Below are 16,803 nucleotides of genomic sequence, written 5' to 3'. Positions count from 1 at the left end.
TTTCATAGGTAAACGATCACTCACTAGGTTGTATATTTAATAAACTATAATACTCCTGGATGCTTTCATCATTCCAAGGCTGACGCTTGCTATCTAATAAATACGTATCTAATCCTTCACTTAATTGCTTTGCAGTGTCCAACATAATAGTAAAGCGTTCTTTATCAATAATTGAATTTCCTGAAGCGTGCATAAACAAACAAAGACCATGAACACTAAACGCGCCAATATTTTGCAGATCAAATACACCTGTAGGTGTAGCTGCCGCCAAGCTGCACAATACCGGCCCCTGCCCATTTGGATATTGATGACGATGGAATATATGACCCTCACCAAAACGCAACCCCGCAGCCAAGACAGTCTGTAATAGCTCATAACCAGCCAACTGCCTATTTTCCTTTGCTAATAAAAATATCATTACAGAAGGAGCTCTTTCATTCGTAACTACACGCTCCTTGTTCATTAAATTGGGCTTTTTTTCTTCTGCAGAAACGGAAACCGTTGTATTAAGTACGGGTGCAGAGGACGCTGCCTGTTGAACAGGAGGCTGATGGCTAAATGCTTGTATACTGGGTTTTTTTGCTGGCTGCAAAATGGGGGCATCATCCTCTCGGTCAATTTTACGCACTGCAATAATGTCATCATAATTTGCTTCCACATGCCCGAGAGAGGGTTGAGAATTTAATATATTATTAGTTTGGCGGCGTGCCTTCATCATTCGATTAATGGCTACTATAACCCCAATCAGTAACAGGATATTTAGAATTAAACTCCAGTTAGCCTGCATCATTCGCTCCTATTCTGCTATAGCCAAAGCTTGTTCTACATCAACCGCAACCACACGAGACACCCCAGGCTCACGCATTGTTACTCCAATTAAATGATCTGCCAACTCCATTGTTACCTTATTGTGGGTAATAAACAAGAATTGTACAAATTCAGACATCTCTTTCACTAAGTCACAAAATCTGCGCACATTTACATCATCTAAAGGCGCATCTACCTCGTCCAACATACAAAAAGGAGAGGGATTTAGTTGGAAAATGGCAAATACCAGAGCCACTGCAGTCATTGCTTTTTCCCCACCGGAGAGCATGTGAATACTACTGTTACGTTTTCCGGGAGGCTGTGCCATTACCAAAACTCCAGCTTCTAAAAGATTATCGCATGTCAATTCCAGCATTGCACGCCCCCCGCCAAAAAGACGAGGAAACAAGGATTGAAAAGAAGAATTGATTTGGTTAAATGTATCACGAAGACGTGCTTGGGTTTCTTTATCCATTTGGGCAATGGCAAGTTCTAAAGTGGATAATGCTTCATTTAAATCACTATATTGCACATCAAGTTGTTGTTTTCGCCCGTTTTCTTCCTGATATTCCTCTATAGCAATTAAATTAATCGCTCCCAGACGTTTGATTTTTTCTTGAGTTTCTAATAATTCTTTCTCTAGAAGATGAATATCTTTCGACTCAGTTAATGTTGAAAGTACTTCTGTAGCTTGCAAATTGAGTTCATATAAGGCCTCTTCCAGAGACGCTTTTTTTATCTGTAATGCTTGCTCGGCTAATTTATTTTGTTGAATTAGCTCTACCAAGTTTTTATTTTGTAAATGCAGATCTTTTATTTTTTGTTGAGTTTGTTGCAAGACCTCTTGAAGTTGATTAATTTTTTCTTTTTTACTGATTAATTCTTTTTCAAGATGTTGATATTCGGTTAGTTTTTGTTTTAAGGTCTCTTCATTTTTATTGGAAGGTGCTACCAACTCCAGAAATTGTTTTTCCAATTTTTCTAAACGTAGCTGGATGCTTTCCGCTCTTTTTATTTCTCTGGTTTGGCTTTCTAATGATTGCTGCTTTTTATTTTTTTCGCGATCGTATTGTAGTTCTTGCTGATGTAATTCATTCAGTACAGTTTCTAAGGTTTTCTTTTCAATTTGTAACGTCTTTTCCCAGGCTTCTCTGTCTTTATTATAATTTTGAACCGCAATTTCCGCATGCGAAAGTTGCTCTTCTGCCTTCTGGCACAAATCTTTTATCCTCTCTATTTCTGCACATATCGTTTCTAACTGATAACGTTTCTCTTCTTCTTCTTCTTGCAAAGCATTTTTGCGTAACACATTATTCTCAAACTCCTTCGTTTTACTGGTGAATTGAGCCTCTAACGTTAATATGTTGGATTGAAGCGATCGGGAGGAAATAAATAATTTTTCTTCTTCTTCTTTATTTAATGAGAAGGTGGAATGTAAAGTATTTCTCTTTTCTTGTAATTTTTGAATTTTTTCTTCAAGTTGTACTAATTCAGCGGTTAATTTATTTAAAGTATCCTGACGGGCAATAAGTCCTTCCTTTTCACTATTACTCGCTGCCACTTTCAGCCATCCGTGCCCTACCCAGACTCCTTGGGGTGTAATTACCGACTGATTTGATTTAAGGGAGGTCACTAGTGACAACGCTTCTTCCAGAGACTCTGCCAAATAAATTTCGTGTAAAAAATCGATTGCCGGGACAACCCCTTGTATTTTATCCACTAAACGAGGATGAGTCTGCCTTGCAAAATTAGTTTGTGAAGAGACGAAATACGCAGGGTGATTAATCGTGTTTGCCTCTTTTAATAACTCATCCCATTCTTCTATTACTACAGCTTGCAAAGCTTCTGCAAAAACCAGTTCACAAGCTGTTCTCCATTTCTCTTCTATAGAAAATTTAGAAACCAGTCTTGGAGCAGTAGCCCATTTTGCCAGCTTTTCCGGATCATTAATATTTTTTAAAGCTGCCTGTTGTGCTGCTTCTAGTGCCGCTTTTTTTGCAGCTATATGTTTTAATTGATCATGTTCTATATTTAATTGGTGTTCAATTCCACTAATATCCTTCTTCAAATCCCGGTTATTTTCAGAAATTTGAGCAAGTTTACTTTGCAATTCTGTTATTTCTTTTTCCAAAATAGTTTTTTCATTGCGGAGTGTTTGAGCATTTTTTTGTAATATTTCAATAGGTAACGATTCTTTCTCGTGTGTAATTTTTTCTAATCGCACCAATAATTGTTCACGCTGCATGTGTAAGTTTTTTAAAACCAACGTGTGCTCTTGTTTTTCTCTGTGACTGGCATTTAGTTTTTCCTGGATTTCTCGCCAGTCATTGTTCCATTTAGTATGCTCTTTTTCTTTTTTGTCCCAATTACTTTTTTGGCTTTGGTAAGCCTCTTGTAAGTCCTTAACTTTTTTTTCTAATTCAATGAGTTGCGTTTCAAGTTGGATAAGGCAAACTTTTTCTTCTTCTATTTTTTCAATAGTATGGTGATATTCGAGGGTTAATTCTTCTTTATTTTTAGTGAACAAATGCTTTTCTTTTTGACTCTGTTGTATCGACTCTTCTAACCGCGCGATATCCGTTCCAGCTTTAAAAAATTGATTTTGAATCTCTTGAAAAAGTTCATTCGCTGTTTGCAGTTCATTTTGGGAAAGTAATTCCTCTTTGGCCAAAAGAGTAGCTTGGGTTTCATATTCTTCAGATTGAAAGGTTAGTGCCTTACTATTTTTAGTTAGCACTTCCTGTTCATTATTCAAAGCAGCCCACTTTAAACTGAAGATTTCTCCTTTAAGTTGACGCTCTTTCTCTTTTAAAAGTTTAAAACGTTCAGCTGCTTTTGCCTGTTTCTCCAACCTTGCTAATTGTTTGGACAATTCTTCACGGATATCTGCAACGCGTGATAAATTTTCACGCGTCTGATTAATGCGTAGCAAAGTTTCCCGGCGCCTATCCTTATATTTTGAAATCCCGGCAGCTTCCTCTAAATACACTTTTAAATCATCAGGGCGCGCTTCAATTAAGCGAGAAATCATGTCTTGGCCAATAATGGCATACCCTTTTGCTCCCGCTCCCGTTCCTAAAAAAATATCGACTACATCGCGGCGTCGACAGCGACTCCCATTTAAAAAATAATTCGAATCACCGTCCCGAGATACGACACGTTTTATACTAATCTCTTGATAGCTAGCATATTGACCGCTCAACCTACCCAAACTATTATCAAAAACCAATTCAACAGCAGCTTGGCCAACTGGTTTGCGCGTAGAAGAACCATTAAATATAACATCTGTCATCGCTTCACCACGCAGGTTTTTGGCAGAGCTTTCCCCCATAACCCAGCGCACGGCATCGATAATATTTGATTTACCACACCCGTTAGGGCCCACGACTCCCACTAACTGACTTGGAAAAGAAACCGTAGTGGGTTCGACAAATGATTTAAAACCAGATAATTTTAGTTCTTTCAGTTGCATAGTGTTGCGAATAAAAATTGATGATTGTAACTTACTCTATGGCAATTCCCAACGGATGTTTAATTATAAATGGAAACCTTTAAATGGAAGAAGATATCAACGATTTAATCAAATCAATAGGGGAAAAAGGATTACAACTTCTATCTTCTTACCCTAAAAACTCACCGCAACTGCCTCAATACATAGAGAATTTTTTTTCCATTGCCACCGATTTTCATGGCTTTTTCAGCAATATATTAATGAACCCTGATAAATTTTGGCCTATGCAAGTCAATTATTGGGAAGAATCAAACCGGCTATTACAAGATCAATTTAATTATTGGAAAGAAGGAAAAAAATTTCATCCTCTTAATGACAAACGATTCCAGAACCAGGAATGGGAAAATAATCCATTTTTCAATCTACTTGGCCAGCATTACCTTTTAGCCTATAAGCATATCAATTCTTTATTACGGGAAATTGACTCAGAAGATGCACAACTAGCAAAAAGGGTAAAATTTTTCACCCGTCAATTTTTAGATGCATTATCTCCCAATAATTATATTTATACTAACCCCGAACTTCTTTCTGAAACTGTAAAAAGTAAAGGTGAAAACCTGTTAAAAGGTTTTAATAATTTCTTAAGTGATATTAATGAACAACCGTCCAACTTCACTATAAAAATGAGTGATGAGAAAGCATTCGAAATTGGAAAAAATATTGCCACCACCGCTGGCAAAGTCATTTTTAAAAATGATTTAATGGAATTAATTCAATATGCCCCACAGACAAAAAAAGTTAGAGAGATTCCTTTATTAGTCATTCCACCCTGGATTAATAAATTTTATATTCTCGATCTAAGCCCGAATAACTCTTTAATTGGCTGGTTAGTTAAACAAGGTATTACGGTCTTTGCGATTTCCTGGGTAAACCCGGACTCCAAATTGGCAAAAAAGAGTTTATGGAATTACTTAAAAGAGGGTCCCCTAACAGCATTACAAGTCATAAGAAAACAATTAAATGTCAAAACGGTTAATACCCTGGGATTTTGCATAGGCGGTACTTTACAAGCTATGCTTTTAGCCTACTTAAAAGCAAAAAACAAAAAATTAATAAACAGCTCTACCTTCCTGGCTTCTATGATCGATTTTAGTAACCCGGGTGAAATCTCCGTATTTATTGATGAAAAACAAATTGTTGCATTAGAAAAGCAAATGAATGAAAAAGGATTTTTTGATGGGCAAGCCATGGCTCATGCTTTTAATTCTTTACGGGCAACGGACTTAATTTGGTCATTTTTCATTAAAAATTACTTACTCGGAAAGTCTCCCGTGCCTTTTGATATCTTGTACTGGAACTCTGACACAACAAATATGCCAGCTCAAATGCATTCACAATATCTACGATGGATGTATTTACAAAATGACTTGATTAAACCCAACAAAATAAAACTAAATAATACTCCTTTAGACGTTACTAAAATTGATACCCCCTCTATTTTCATTTCCACGCAAAAAGACCATATTGCTCCCTGGCAAACAACGTATGTTGGGTATCAAGTTTTTAAAGGCGAAAAGCAATTTATCCTAGGGGGTTCCGGTCATATTGCAGGAATAATCAATCCCCCGGAAAATAAAAAATATGAATTTTTTGTCCATTCACAAGAAGAATCATGCGCTGAAGAATGGATAGCAAAAGCTAACAAGCATTCAGGTTCCTGGTGGCCGACTTGGCTAACTTGGCTGTATGACCATAGTGGTAGAGAAGTCCCGGCACCTCAGTGGAAAGTGCTTCCCTATAAATCGTTAGGAAAAGCCCCCGGGAAATATGTCTACAAAAAATCGACTTAGATTTGGCCGCGAGGCCCAACAAATATTTCCCACATCGTTTGTTGAGCCTCGCCACCTAATTTAAATCTACATTCCTTTCATGGATTTGTTTTTAGCGGATTTTGCTTCTTGAACCATAGACATCATGGCTTTTTCCATAATCTCAAAGGATTTTTGCATATAATTTAATGCCTTATGCCCATTGGTTACCGCCAGCTCAATTTGTTTCTCTAAAAGCTGCTCTGGGTTTTTAATTTGAGTAAACTCATCAGGTTTTAAATAAGTCATTCCTTGAAGAGTCTTAACATTTAATTCAGCTAATGATTGCAATGGCTCTTGCGCCTTTTTTGCAAAGTTTGACAACCGTTCAAAGTATTCAGAATTCATAATGTAGCCTCTTATGTTGCAGTGCACAATAAAAGTGTAGATCGAATTGAGCGTTGTTGTCAAATACCCTATTCTTCAAAATGATTCTTATAGAAAGTCTGCCATTGTGAAAAAAAAGTATTAGCCGGATTCTCGCTCATGAAAGCAAGCATTTGTTCAAGAAGGGATTTAAATTTTTTATGCATAGGGTGATGTGCCAAGCAGATTAGTTGCCTTAGCACATCAGGAGACAAGAAATGAGTGGAGGTGGCTTCCATCTCCACGAGAATTTGTAATAAAGTTAAATTAGTTAAATCTTTTCCAGAGCCCGAGTCTTGTACTTGAAAAGGAATATTGTCCAACACATATTGTTGCAAATCTTCCATAGTAATATATTTACTTGTCTCAATGTCATACAAACGCCGATTTTTATATTTTTTGATTAATCTGCTCATAATATCAATACATATGATAGCCGCCATTAATACTTAGATTAGATCCCGTGATATAAGCACTTCTTTCGTCAATTAAAAATGCTACTGTCCATGCTATTTCCTCAGGTTTTGCTAAGCGTTTGGCGGGGATTTGATCAATTATCGCCTGTAAAATATCCGGACGTATTCCTTTCATCAGTTTTGTATCTACATAACCTGGAGAAATACTATTTACCGTAATATTTTTTGCCATTAATTCTTGAGCCAGACTCTTTGTAAAGCCGTAGATGCCGGATTTTGAAGCGGCATAATTTGCTTGTGAGAATTGTCCTTTTTGCGCATTTACCGAAGAGATATTCACAATGCGACCCCACTCCTGAACCCGCATATATTCTACTGTATTGCGAGTCACATTAAACATACCATCTAAATTTACCCGTAAAACACTGTCCCACTGTTCTTTAGTCATTTTATGAAAAACAGCATCTTTGGTAATGCCGGCATTGTTAATAAGTACATCGATGGTTTGTAATTCATTGGCTAATGAGCCAATTACCAATTGGCATTCATCAAAGTTGGTAACATCCATTTTACGGTACATTACCTTTCCAAATCCTTCTCTCTTCAACTGTTGCACCCATATGTTCCCTTCCTCGACGCTTTCTACATCGAGGGCAACTATCATTTTACAATCTGGTTCCAATTGTTTGGTAATCGCAGTGCCAATATCGCCTATACCACCTGTCAGCAAAACCACTTTGTTTTTGTCCATAATTAACTCGTGTGTTTAGTAATACTGATTACATGTATTGACCGCCGTTAATATCCAAATTGGTCCCGGTAATAAAGCTTGCATCCCTTGCCGCGAAGAAAGCCACAGCAGAGGCGATCTCTTCCGGCTTTCCTAAACGACCTACTGGAATTCGAGCAATAATTGACTGTAAGACCTCTTCCTTCATACTGGTAAGCATAGGGGTTTCAATATAACCAGGGGAAATGGTATTTACTGTAATTCCTTTATTAGCAACCTCCTGCGCTAAACTTTTTGTAAACCCGTAAAGACCTGCTTTGGTCGCAGCATAGTTACATTGACCAATTTGTCCCTTTCTGCCATTTATTGAAGAAATATTAATAATCCTGCCATATCCTTTTTCTATCATTGACGGAAGAACATTCCGTGTCATATTAAAAGCACTCGTCAAATTGGCGTCGATTACTTGTTGCCATTGTTCAGCGCTCATTTTTCTTAAAGAGGTATCGTTAGTAATTCCTGCATTATTTACTAACACATCAATGGCGCCATACCGCTCCAGTACTAAACCGGTCAGTTTTTCACAATCAGAAAAAAGTGAAACATCTGCATAAAGAATGTCTACGTCAATCCCTCTATTTTTTTGATGCTGTTGCCAAACCCGCGCTTCTTCATGATTACCTTTTTTAAAATAGCAGGCTATCACTTTAAATTCATTAGCAAGGCGCGTACAAATAGCGGTGCCTATACCCCCAGTACCCCCGGTAATAATTGCAATTCCTTTACTCATTTAGAACCCCTTCAGCAAATACTTTTAACATAATCCTAGAAAATAAGAAGCTATGTCAAATGTATACTATAGTTTTAATTAGAGTAAAAATTAAGGATAGCTATGGGGATTTCTATACACGACGGTATTGAGAAATTTTTTGAGTCCTCGGCTTTCGCAGTGGTCGGCGCCTCTCCTAAAAGAGATAAGTATGGAAACAAAGTCTTGCGATGCTACATGCAAAACGGTCTCACTGCATATCCAATCAATCCAATCCACAAAGAAATTGAGGGTTTAGCTTGTTATAAAAATGTGAGCGAGCTTCCTGATACCGTGCAAAGCATTTCCATAATTACTCCTTCTCAAGTAACCGAGAAAGTTGTTATAGAAGCAATTAAAAAAGGAATAAAAAATATTTGGATGCAACCGGGAGCTGAGAGTGATCAAGCGATTAAGGATTGCGAAATAAATGGAGTAAATGTTTTGGCGAGGGGCCCTTGTATTTTAGTGGTTTTAGGATTTAAGAATTGAGAGTGTTAGTTGGGCCTTACGGCCCAACAATTCTATTACACCGTCTTTGGAACATAAGCCTTAATTCGCTGGGCAAACTGATGCAACACGTCTAAGCCGGATTCTTCCGCCTGTTTACACCACTGTTGCAAAGACTCAATTAACTCTTTCTGTGAAGAGGCCGTTTTCGTCCAAATATTTTGCAGTGATACACGATAATTATAAACCGTACGTAATTGCTCGTACCGATTTAATAGTGCTTGTAAGCGCGAAGTAGCACGTGGAGATAATAACCCTTCTTGTCTACGCAAAAGTCTACCTGCACGTTGAAATAATTTCTTGTCACTTTTGTTTTCAACATTATTTTTCTCGTGACGCAAAATAGGTCTTACTACTCTTTTGTAATAATCAGACATCACTTGGAAACGATTGCCAATAACCGCTTTAACCGTATCTAAGTCAATTTGTAATTTCCCTTCTTGTCTTGCTAGTTTAGGAGGTAATTTTTTAACTTTTGCCAGGCCAAACAAAGAAAGTAAACGAATATACATCCAGCCTAAATCAAATTCCCACCATTTAACAGAGAACTTAGCGGAAGAAGCAAAAGTATGATGATTATTATGAAGCTCTTCTCCACCTATCCAAAAACCCCAAGGGAAAATATTGGTTGAGGTATCTTGGCATTCAAAATTACGATAGCCCCAAAAATGGCCCACACCATTTACTACGCCGGCCGCCCATACAGGAATCCAAAGCATTTGAATAGCCCAAATGGTTATTCCAGGCAAACCAAATAAAAGTATATCCAGTAAGAACATTACCAAGATTCCCTTTGCTGAATGACGCTTATATACATTGCGTTCCAACCAATCGTCGGGTGTTCCATGGGAATATTTTTCAATCATTTCTTTATCTTTTGAAGCCTTACGGTACAATTCGGCTCCTTCCCAAAATACTTTCTTCAAGCCTAAGACCGCCGGGCTATGGGGGTCTCCTTCCATGTCGGTTGTGGCGTGATGTTTACGGTGAATAGCTACCCATTCCCCTGTCACCATCCCGGTTGTTAGCCAAAGCCACATACGAAAAAAATGGCTAATGATTGGATGAAGTGTAAGCGCCCTATGTGTCTGGCACCGATGAAGAAAAATCGTAACTGACGCAATTGTTATCTGCGTTAAAATAACCGCAGCAATTACGTAACCCCAAAAAGATAAACTTAAAAGTCCAAACATCAATAATTCCTATTTAAGTGCAAAAAAGAAGTATACTACTCTCTATTCTCAAAATATCTGTAAATTATACTACACTTTCTACTTAAATAACACATTGTGACTATTCACATTGCATATTAGTCAGATGTAGACGATAATTTTTATAGAAAGTTTTTAAAGGTATATCATGAATACTAAATTACCCAGAGTACTGGAACAACTTCTTCCTTTTATTGGTATCGGGGTTGCGATTGCTGTTGGCATTGGCCTTTTTATTATGATTGCTTACGTATTAGTATGGGGAGTATTGATAGGCGGCCTGATTTGGGGCGTTGCTATGATTAAAAAATACTTCTTTCCTACTAAAAATACCACTGAAGGTGAATGTCGTATTATTGAGCATGAAAATAAATAGCATCTATGCCTGAACTTCCCGAAGTAGAGACCACGAAACGTGGAATAGCTCCTTATTTGAAAAATAAGGTCATTGATAAAATAATCGTTCGCCAAGATAAATTAAGAGTTGAGGTTACTCCCCGGCTTCATGAATTATGTTCGGGTCAAACGATTGTTGATATTCACCGTAGAGGTAAATTTCTTATTTTACAACTGACACGGGGTTCTATTCTTATTCATTTAGGAATGTCCGGCCATCTTTACCTCTCTCAACAAAGCGATTTAAAAAAACATGATCATATTGATCTTTGCCTAAAAAATGGGACTATCTTACGTTATAACGATCCGCGTCGCTTTGGGTTATGGGTTTACGTAACAGAAAATCCTGCACACTCGCTTCATTTAAAAAATTTAGGGCCAGAGCCATTAAGTAGTGACTTTAATAGTCAGTATCTTTTTCTACAGTCGAGAAACAGAAAACAATGTATAAAGTCTTTCTTAATGAATAATACTACCGTAGTCGGCGTAGGAAATATTTATGCAACCGAGAGCCTTTTTTTAGCTGGCATTCACCCCCAAAAAATGGCTGGTATGCTTACTCCAAAAGAATGTGATAACTTATGCGAGCAAATAAAAAGTGTTTTACTTGCTGCGATTCATGCGGGAGGGACGACGCTAAAAGATTTTTTATCGGTGGAAGGAAAACCTGGGTACTTCTCACATTCCTTACGAATTTATGGAAAGGAAAACCAACCTTGTTCACAATGTAATACACCGATCAAAAAAGTTACCATCGCAGGAAGAAGCTCCGCTTTTTGCCCGCACTGTCAATCACCGGGTAACAATCTGGGAGAAGAGTTAATGCACCTACAAAAAAATAAAAAAGGGTAAAAATGAAAGCAAGTAAATTACGCACGCTTTGGATAATGGTTTATTCAGCTTTACTAACCGCACAAATATGCGGATTGGCCATTATTCGCCGTTCCTTCTCTAAAATAAATCGTATTTGGGTCGATAAGACCTCACTCAGATGGGCAAAGAGAATATTAAGGCTCATAGGGGTTAAATATGAAGTTTATAATCCATATGGTGTGGAGCCCATAGCCGGGGAAGCAACCATTATTATGTGTAATCATAGTAGTTTATATGACATTCCTTTAAGTTTACTGGCCTTCCCTAATCATTCGGTTCGTATGTTAGCAAAAAAAGAACTTTCAAAAATTCCAATCATGGGAAAAGGGATGAAAGCCGCAGAATACCCTTTTATTGATAGAAAAAACCGCCAGCAAGCTATCACAGACTTAAATTATGTTCGCGAGCTATTAGAAAGTGGGATTCTCATGTGGATTGCCCCCGAAGGCACACGTTCCAAAGATGGCAAAGTGGGACCGTTTAAGCGTGGAGCGTTCATAACTGCTATACAAACCAGAGCTAAAATTATTCCTTTTGGAATTCGCGGAGCCCATACTATTTTACCTGCCAATACCTTTCAATTTAACCTCAATCAAACGGCTGAAATTCATATTGGTAAGGCCATTGATGCAAGTGAATATACTCTAGAAAACAAAGAAGAATTAATTAATAGAGTTCATACTGCAATAAAACATTTGGTTGAAGGAGAAAATCATTAAACTACCAAACCTTAATTCGGCAGTAGTCCCTCATTGGTAGGTTCAACTACCGAATTTAAGTTACTGATTTACCCCATACCCGCCCTTATTCTGCTTAAGTACCACACTGGCCATACCAATGTGCCTTGGATCAGAGGAGGCGGTGATTAAGTTAGTATTTTGGTCCCAAGTTATTGCTTGCATGTCCCCATAATAATTAGACAATGGGATTAAATGATACCCCATATTTCTTAATTTTTCTTGCGTGGCTATAGAAAAAGTATCCGGCTCAAATACCAACCCATCCGGCATGTATTGATGATGAAAACGCATGGTAGAAACCATGCTAATAGCACCATATGCCTCGTTAAACGCTAAACTTGCCAACAACACCATGGTAGGAATCCTACTGCCCCCTGGGGTACCTACTATTGCAATCCGATTGGGCATTTCTAGAAAAGTTGGCGTCATGCTTGATAAAGGCCTTTTACCAGGGGCGATACTATTTTTTTCACTACCCAGTATCCCAAAAACATTTTTTACTGCAGGCTTACTGGCAAAATCATCCATTTCATCATTTAAAATGACCCCCGTACCTTCTGCTACCAAGCTAGATCCAAAAATAAAATTAATAGATAAAGTCGCAGCAACCCTATTTCCCTCAGTGTCAATAATCGAAAAATGGGTAGTATTTATCGAGTCTTCTTCGACAGGAATTTTTTGTAATAAATTAGAACTGGGCGTAGCTTGCTCAGGATTAATAAAATGTCGTAATTTTTCTATATTTTCCGACTTTAAAAACTCCTCTGTATTGACCTTAATAAAATCGGGATCGCCCAATTCACCGCGTTGCCAATAAGCCAGTCTCATCCCCTCCGCTACATAATGAATCCACTGGACCTTATTCATAGAGTCAAGGGGGTATGCTGATAAAATATTTAACATGGTAACGAGTGCAATACCACCGGCAGAAGGTAATGGCGCGGTAATGATTTTCATATTCCGAAACTGGGCGACCAGCGGTTGACGTTCTTTAATGTGATAGCCGGATAAATCTTCTAAAGTCCAAATACCTCCTTCTTTTCTAACTGCAGAAACGAGTTTTTCAGCTATTTCTCCTTGATAAAAACCCGAATGGCCTTCTTTGGCTATTTTTCTTAAAGTATTTGCTAAATCCTTTTGAATCAACAAATCACCGATTTGGTATAACTTATTGTCTTTTAAAAATGTTTTTCGAGAAGCACTAAATTTCTGTAGTTGTTGTAACCTATCGTTCATAGTAAAAAAATAATACAGTTGCGGGTCTACAACAAATCCCTTCTCAGCCAGACGAATGGCTGGGGCTAAACTTTGCTCTAAGGATAATCGTCCATACTTTTTCGCAATATATACAAGTGCCGCAGGCTCGCCTGGTATTGCAGCTGCCAAAGCCCCATTTAATGATAATTTTGCAATTGGTTCACCGTTGGGCCCTAGAAACATGTCTTTTGTTGCAGCTTTTGGGGCAACTTCCCTTCCATCAACGAAGGAATACTCTCCTTTGGTGGCATTGTATAATAGCCAAAAACCGCCACCACCCAAGCCTGAATGATAAGGTTCTACTACCGCCAGAGCAGCACTTACTGCCACGGCCGCATCAAAAGCATTTCCCCCTTTGGCTAATACTTCAAGACCTGCGTAAGTAGCTAAGGGATGCGCGCTCGCTACTGCGTAACCGGGAGGTAATAATGGTGCCTTTCCCTGTGCAGAACATGAGATGGAGTAAAAAATGAAAAACGGTAGAATAAGTAATCCATTTTTTTTCCACATGCTAATCCCTTAATTTTTTTAGTGCTTCAGCAACGACAGGAGGTACGAAATTAGAAACATCCCCTCCTAAGGAGGCAATTTCGCGTACAAGGGTGGATGAAATAAACATATAGTTTTCTTCGGGAGTTAAAAATAAAGTTTCTACTTGCTTCGCCAATTTACGATTCATCCCTGCTAATTGAAACTCATACTCAAAATTAGATACTGAGCGCAATCCTCTTATGATAATCCCGGCATTTTGTTGATGTACAAAATTTATTAACAAATCATCAAATCCTAACACGGTTACTCCTGGCAAATCTTCAATGGCTTGCTGGATTAGCTCTACCCTTTTCTCAAGCGAAAATAATGGTTTTTTTGTAGGACTACTTGCCACTGCCACAACAACCTCTGGAAAAAGTTTAGCTGCGCGTTTAATGATATCAATATGGCCATTAGTTACTGGATCAAAAGTGCCAGGATAAATTGCTTTTTGTTTCATAATAATTCAGATTAATTGCATATTGTGGGAGTCTAGCGTATTGTTAATCGAAAAACTATTAATACCTTAATATACCCAAGATGCTCCAAAAAACTATTTTTGATCTGTCGCTTTTTGCGCCTGAGAAACCAAAAAAGACTCCCAATAGGCTGGCTATTCTTCTTTTTTAATTTCCCAGACACAAAAATCGAATCGTTCAAAACCTAGCATTTTGAAGTATCTTGGGTATAGATATTTAACCAGTTATTTTAAGGAGATTTGCCAATGCAAACATGGAAACGGACACTGATAGTATCTACTGCGTTATTAACCGCCTGTGCTTCTCAAACACCTGCTCCCGAGGCCCCACAGAATCAAAATATGCCGGTGGAGAAACGCACTGCACAAACTCAAACGATTTCATCATGGGCACTTTCCGGCGCCATGTCCGCCAAAAATGCACAAAAAGCCTGGAGCGCAGGTATTAATTGGCAACAGCAAGGCGCGACTAATTACCAAATACGATTAATGGGTCCTTTAGGGGGAGGGACGGTGTTGGTAGAGCGCGAAGGAGGAGCGGTAACCTATAAAGATGGTCCAAAAACGGCAACATCTAATAACGCTGATGACTTATTGCTAAAGCAAACTGGCATTCGTCTTCCAGTAAATAATCTTTATTACTGGGTTAGAGGATTACCAGCGCCCGGGCCGGTACAAGCATCAAAATATGATGAATTTAACCATTTGTCCATGCTCAAGCAATCCGGCTATACAGTAAACTACGAAAGATATACCTCCACCCAGAAAGGCGACTTACCTAGTAAAATACGCTTAACTGGAAATGGAGTAACGATTAAGTTAGTAGTGAAAAACTGGACGGTATAAATAAAATGCATGGTGGCATAGGCCTGAAAATTCCTTGATTACGCTTGCGCTCCATCAAGGTACTTTGACGGCAGTTTCTTTCCCCGTAAGAGAAGGAAAAAAAGATGACAATACTTGAGCCGAAGGCCTAACACCCCAAGTCACCTTGCTTGTTGGGCCTACCGGCTCAACCTACATTAACTATACTATAATTGTATTTTAAAAAGTCATCTTTTGTGATTGACAAGCCTTCTGATTCGCTGCACAATACGCAGCAGTTCGCAGCTGATGCCGCGTGCTTCATGTATAGAATCTACAACATTTTGGGGTGTCGCCAAGTGGTAAGGCACAGGGTTTTGATCCCTGCATTCCTAGGTTCGAATCCTAGCACCCCAGCCATATTCTTGTTGATTCAAGTAAACAGACGGCAGAAGATACCGGGAAGGATGCGTCACCGGATCGCTCAAAAAATAATAATATCTTTCTGGCTGTCTTCTGCTATGTGTTTAGAAATATTGATTCACTTCCTCCGAAGGGATTTTTACACATGTCAACAATGATGATTTTTACTGGCAATGCCAATCCTGAATTAGCTCAGAAAATTTCTTCTTTTCTAAATATCCCATTGGGAAAAGCGACTGTTGGAACTTTCAGCGATGGCGAGACCATGGTTGAAATTCTCGAAAATGTGCGTGGAAAAGATGTTTTTATCGTTCAATCCACTTGTGCGCCCTCTAATGATAATTTGATGGAATTATTAGTCATGGCTGACGCACTTCGCCGATCTTCTGCAGGAATTATTACGGCGGTAGTTCCCTATTTTGGCTATGCACGGCAAGATAGAAGAGTTCGTTCTGCTCGTGTCCCTATTACTGCCAAAGTTGTTGCCGACATGATGACATCTGTGGGAATTAATAGAGTTTTGACAGTGGACCTACACGCTGATCAAATTCAAGGCTTCTTTTGTATGCCAGTCGACAATGTCTATTCTACTCGTATTTTATTAGAAGATATTAAAGCCCAAAAATTAGAGCATATAATGGTTATCTCGCCTGATGTTGGAGGTGTGGTTAGAGCAAGAGCTATGGCTAAACGTTTAAACGATGCCGAACTTTCAATTATTGATAAAAGACGAATTGGACCGAACAAGTCTGAAGTTATGCATATAATTGGAGAGCCTAAAGGCAGGAACTGCATTATTATTGATGACATCGTTGATACTGCGGGAACTATGTGCTCTGCAGCCCATGAGCTTAAAAAAAGCGGAGCTATTAGTGTACGCGCTTACATTACCCATCCCGTTCTTTCTGGACCGGCTATTGAAAATATTCAAAACTCTTCATTAGACGAGGTAGTGGTTACAGATACCATTCGATTATCAGAAGCTGCGCAAAAGTGTAAAAAGATTAGAGTAGTTAGTCTGGCGGAAATGCTTGCTCAAGCTATTAAACGTGTGAATGAAGAAGAATCTGTTAGCTCGATGTTTACTGAATAATATTACTTCAAAACCTTTTCCAGAGGTTTTGAAGCACATTA

16 protein-coding genes and 1 tRNA gene are annotated in these 16,803 nt (G+C 38.4%); 8 read left to right on the top strand and 9 right to left on the bottom strand.

The window, feature by feature from the left end; genetic code table 11:
* Positions 1-16: 16 nt before the first annotated feature.
* Together EL206_RS09675 and smc are read right to left on the bottom strand one after the other, a co-directional pair.
* Complete coding sequence (locus EL206_RS09675; protein ID WP_058462107.1) at positions 17-787, bottom strand: cell division protein ZipA C-terminal FtsZ-binding domain-containing protein; 771 nt, start codon at positions 785-787, stop codon at positions 17-19.
* A 9-nt stretch (positions 788-796) separates the two neighbouring features.
* Positions 797-4,279, bottom strand: a complete 3,483-nt coding sequence (gene smc / locus EL206_RS09670; RefSeq protein WP_058462108.1) for a chromosome segregation protein SMC — start codon at positions 4,277-4,279, stop codon at positions 797-799.
* An 83-nt stretch (positions 4,280-4,362) separates the two neighbouring features.
* On the opposite strand from smc, the gene EL206_RS09665 reads away from it, so the two are divergent.
* Positions 4,363-6,108, top strand: coding sequence for a PHA/PHB synthase family protein (locus tag EL206_RS09665; protein ID WP_058462109.1), 1,746 nt, complete (start codon positions 4,363-4,365; stop codon positions 6,106-6,108).
* Positions 6,109-6,174: 66 nt separating this feature from the next.
* Here EL206_RS09665 and EL206_RS09660 read toward each other — a convergent pair whose 3' ends face one another.
* The 4 genes from EL206_RS09660 to phbB (EL206_RS09645) all read right to left on the bottom strand — a co-directional run bounded on the left by EL206_RS09660 (position 6,175) and on the right by phbB (EL206_RS09645) (position 8,428).
* Positions 6,175-6,474: a phasin family protein gene (locus tag EL206_RS09660; RefSeq protein ID WP_058462110.1), complete on the bottom strand. Its 300-nt coding sequence runs from the start codon at positions 6,472-6,474 to the stop codon at positions 6,175-6,177.
* 68 nt (positions 6,475-6,542) lie between these two features.
* Positions 6,543-6,908 (bottom strand): polyhydroxyalkanoate synthesis regulator DNA-binding domain-containing protein, encoded by a 366-nt coding sequence (locus tag EL206_RS09655; RefSeq protein WP_084758854.1) that lies wholly within the window; start codon positions 6,906-6,908, stop codon positions 6,543-6,545.
* Between the two features lie 4 nt (positions 6,909-6,912).
* Complete coding sequence (phbB, locus tag EL206_RS09650; RefSeq protein WP_058462112.1) at positions 6,913-7,659, bottom strand: acetoacetyl-CoA reductase; 747 nt, start codon at positions 7,657-7,659, stop codon at positions 6,913-6,915.
* A gap of 28 nt (positions 7,660-7,687) precedes the next feature.
* A complete protein-coding gene (gene phbB / locus EL206_RS09645; protein WP_058462113.1) occupies positions 7,688-8,428 on the bottom strand; it encodes an acetoacetyl-CoA reductase in 741 nt (246 codons plus the stop codon).
* 102 nt (positions 8,429-8,530) lie between these two features.
* Between phbB (EL206_RS09645) and EL206_RS09640 the strand changes: the two genes are divergently transcribed.
* The gene (locus EL206_RS09640) at positions 8,531-8,938 is read left to right on the top strand and encodes a CoA-binding protein (protein ID WP_084758837.1); all 408 of its coding nucleotides are present in this window, start codon (positions 8,531-8,533) and stop codon (positions 8,936-8,938) included.
* Positions 8,939-8,973: 35 nt separating this feature from the next.
* On the opposite strand, the gene EL206_RS09635 is transcribed toward EL206_RS09640, so the two are convergent.
* On the bottom strand, positions 8,974-10,152 hold the full coding sequence (locus EL206_RS09635; RefSeq protein WP_058462114.1) for a DesA family fatty acid desaturase: 1,179 nt from the start codon (positions 10,150-10,152) through the stop codon (positions 8,974-8,976).
* A 163-nt stretch (positions 10,153-10,315) separates the two neighbouring features.
* Here EL206_RS09635 and EL206_RS09630 point away from each other — a divergent pair, with 163 nt between their 5' ends.
* The 3 genes from EL206_RS09630 to EL206_RS09620 are packed head-to-tail and all read left to right on the top strand — an operon-like array spanning position 10,316 to position 12,155.
* Positions 10,316-10,543, top strand: coding sequence for a hypothetical protein (locus tag EL206_RS09630; RefSeq protein WP_058462115.1), 228 nt, complete (start codon positions 10,316-10,318; stop codon positions 10,541-10,543).
* Positions 10,544-10,548: 5 nt separating this feature from the next.
* A complete protein-coding gene (gene mutM / locus EL206_RS09625; RefSeq protein ID WP_058462116.1) occupies positions 10,549-11,415 on the top strand; it encodes a bifunctional DNA-formamidopyrimidine glycosylase/DNA-(apurinic or apyrimidinic site) lyase in 867 nt (288 codons plus the stop codon).
* Positions 11,416-11,450: 35 nt separating this feature from the next.
* Complete coding sequence (locus EL206_RS09620) at positions 11,451-12,155, top strand: lysophospholipid acyltransferase family protein (RefSeq protein WP_407637804.1); 705 nt, start codon at positions 11,451-11,453, stop codon at positions 12,153-12,155.
* A 60-nt stretch (positions 12,156-12,215) separates the two neighbouring features.
* On the opposite strand, the gene ggt is transcribed toward EL206_RS09620, so the two are convergent.
* Together ggt and coaD are read right to left on the bottom strand one after the other, a co-directional pair.
* Positions 12,216-13,943 (bottom strand): gamma-glutamyltransferase, encoded by a 1,728-nt coding sequence (gene ggt, locus EL206_RS09615; RefSeq protein ID WP_058462118.1) that lies wholly within the window; start codon positions 13,941-13,943, stop codon positions 12,216-12,218.
* Between the two features lies 1 nt (position 13,944).
* Positions 13,945-14,424: a pantetheine-phosphate adenylyltransferase gene (coaD, locus tag EL206_RS09610; RefSeq protein ID WP_058462119.1), complete on the bottom strand. Its 480-nt coding sequence runs from the start codon at positions 14,422-14,424 to the stop codon at positions 13,945-13,947.
* Between the two features lie 264 nt (positions 14,425-14,688).
* Here coaD and lolB point away from each other — a divergent pair, with 264 nt between their 5' ends.
* The 3 genes from lolB to EL206_RS09590 all read left to right on the top strand — a co-directional run bounded on the left by lolB (position 14,689) and on the right by EL206_RS09590 (position 16,762).
* Positions 14,689-15,288, top strand: a complete 600-nt coding sequence (lolB, locus tag EL206_RS09605; RefSeq protein ID WP_058462120.1) for a lipoprotein insertase outer membrane protein LolB — start codon at positions 14,689-14,691, stop codon at positions 15,286-15,288.
* A gap of 303 nt (positions 15,289-15,591) precedes the next feature.
* Positions 15,592-15,666, top strand: a tRNA-Gln gene (locus EL206_RS09600).
* A 148-nt stretch (positions 15,667-15,814) separates the two neighbouring features.
* Positions 15,815-16,762, top strand: a complete 948-nt coding sequence (locus EL206_RS09590) for a ribose-phosphate pyrophosphokinase (RefSeq protein ID WP_058462395.1) — start codon at positions 15,815-15,817, stop codon at positions 16,760-16,762.
* Positions 16,763-16,803 lie beyond the last annotated feature (41 nt).

Source organism: Legionella adelaidensis (genome assembly GCF_900637865.1).
Taxonomy (GTDB): domain Bacteria; phylum Pseudomonadota; class Gammaproteobacteria; order Legionellales; family Legionellaceae; genus Legionella_A; species Legionella_A adelaidensis.
This window is presented reverse-complemented; position numbering and strand designations above follow the sequence as displayed.

Excerpts from the sequence above, each read along its gene's own strand:
- EL206_RS09675 (WP_058462107.1), bottom strand. The coding sequence starts at position 787 with ATGCAGGCTAACTGGAGTTTAATTCTAAATATCCTGTTACTGATTGGG.
- smc (WP_058462108.1), bottom strand. The coding sequence starts at position 4,279 with ATGCAACTGAAAGAACTAAAATTATCTGGTTTTAAATCATTTGTCGAA.
- EL206_RS09665 (WP_058462109.1), top strand. The coding sequence starts at position 4,363 with ATGGAAGAAGATATCAACGATTTAATCAAATCAATAGGGGAAAAAGGA.
- EL206_RS09660 (WP_058462110.1), bottom strand. The coding sequence starts at position 6,474 with ATGAATTCTGAATACTTTGAACGGTTGTCAAACTTTGCAAAAAAGGCG.
- EL206_RS09655 (WP_084758854.1), bottom strand. The coding sequence starts at position 6,908 with ATGAGCAGATTAATCAAAAAATATAAAAATCGGCGTTTGTATGACATT.
- phbB (WP_058462112.1), bottom strand. The coding sequence starts at position 7,659 with ATGGACAAAAACAAAGTGGTTTTGCTGACAGGTGGTATAGGCGATATT.
- phbB (WP_058462113.1), bottom strand. The coding sequence starts at position 8,428 with ATGAGTAAAGGAATTGCAATTATTACCGGGGGTACTGGGGGTATAGGC.
- EL206_RS09640 (WP_084758837.1), top strand. The coding sequence starts at position 8,531 with ATGGGGATTTCTATACACGACGGTATTGAGAAATTTTTTGAGTCCTCG.
- EL206_RS09630 (WP_058462115.1), top strand. The coding sequence starts at position 10,316 with ATGAATACTAAATTACCCAGAGTACTGGAACAACTTCTTCCTTTTATT.
- mutM (WP_058462116.1), top strand. The coding sequence starts at position 10,549 with ATGCCTGAACTTCCCGAAGTAGAGACCACGAAACGTGGAATAGCTCCT.
- EL206_RS09620 (WP_407637804.1), top strand. The coding sequence starts at position 11,451 with ATGGTTTATTCAGCTTTACTAACCGCACAAATATGCGGATTGGCCATT.
- ggt (WP_058462118.1), bottom strand. The coding sequence starts at position 13,943 with ATGTGGAAAAAAAATGGATTACTTATTCTACCGTTTTTCATTTTTTAC.
- coaD (WP_058462119.1), bottom strand. The coding sequence starts at position 14,424 with ATGAAACAAAAAGCAATTTATCCTGGCACTTTTGATCCAGTAACTAAT.
- lolB (WP_058462120.1), top strand. The coding sequence starts at position 14,689 with ATGCAAACATGGAAACGGACACTGATAGTATCTACTGCGTTATTAACC.
- EL206_RS09590 (WP_058462395.1), top strand. The coding sequence starts at position 15,815 with ATGTCAACAATGATGATTTTTACTGGCAATGCCAATCCTGAATTAGCT.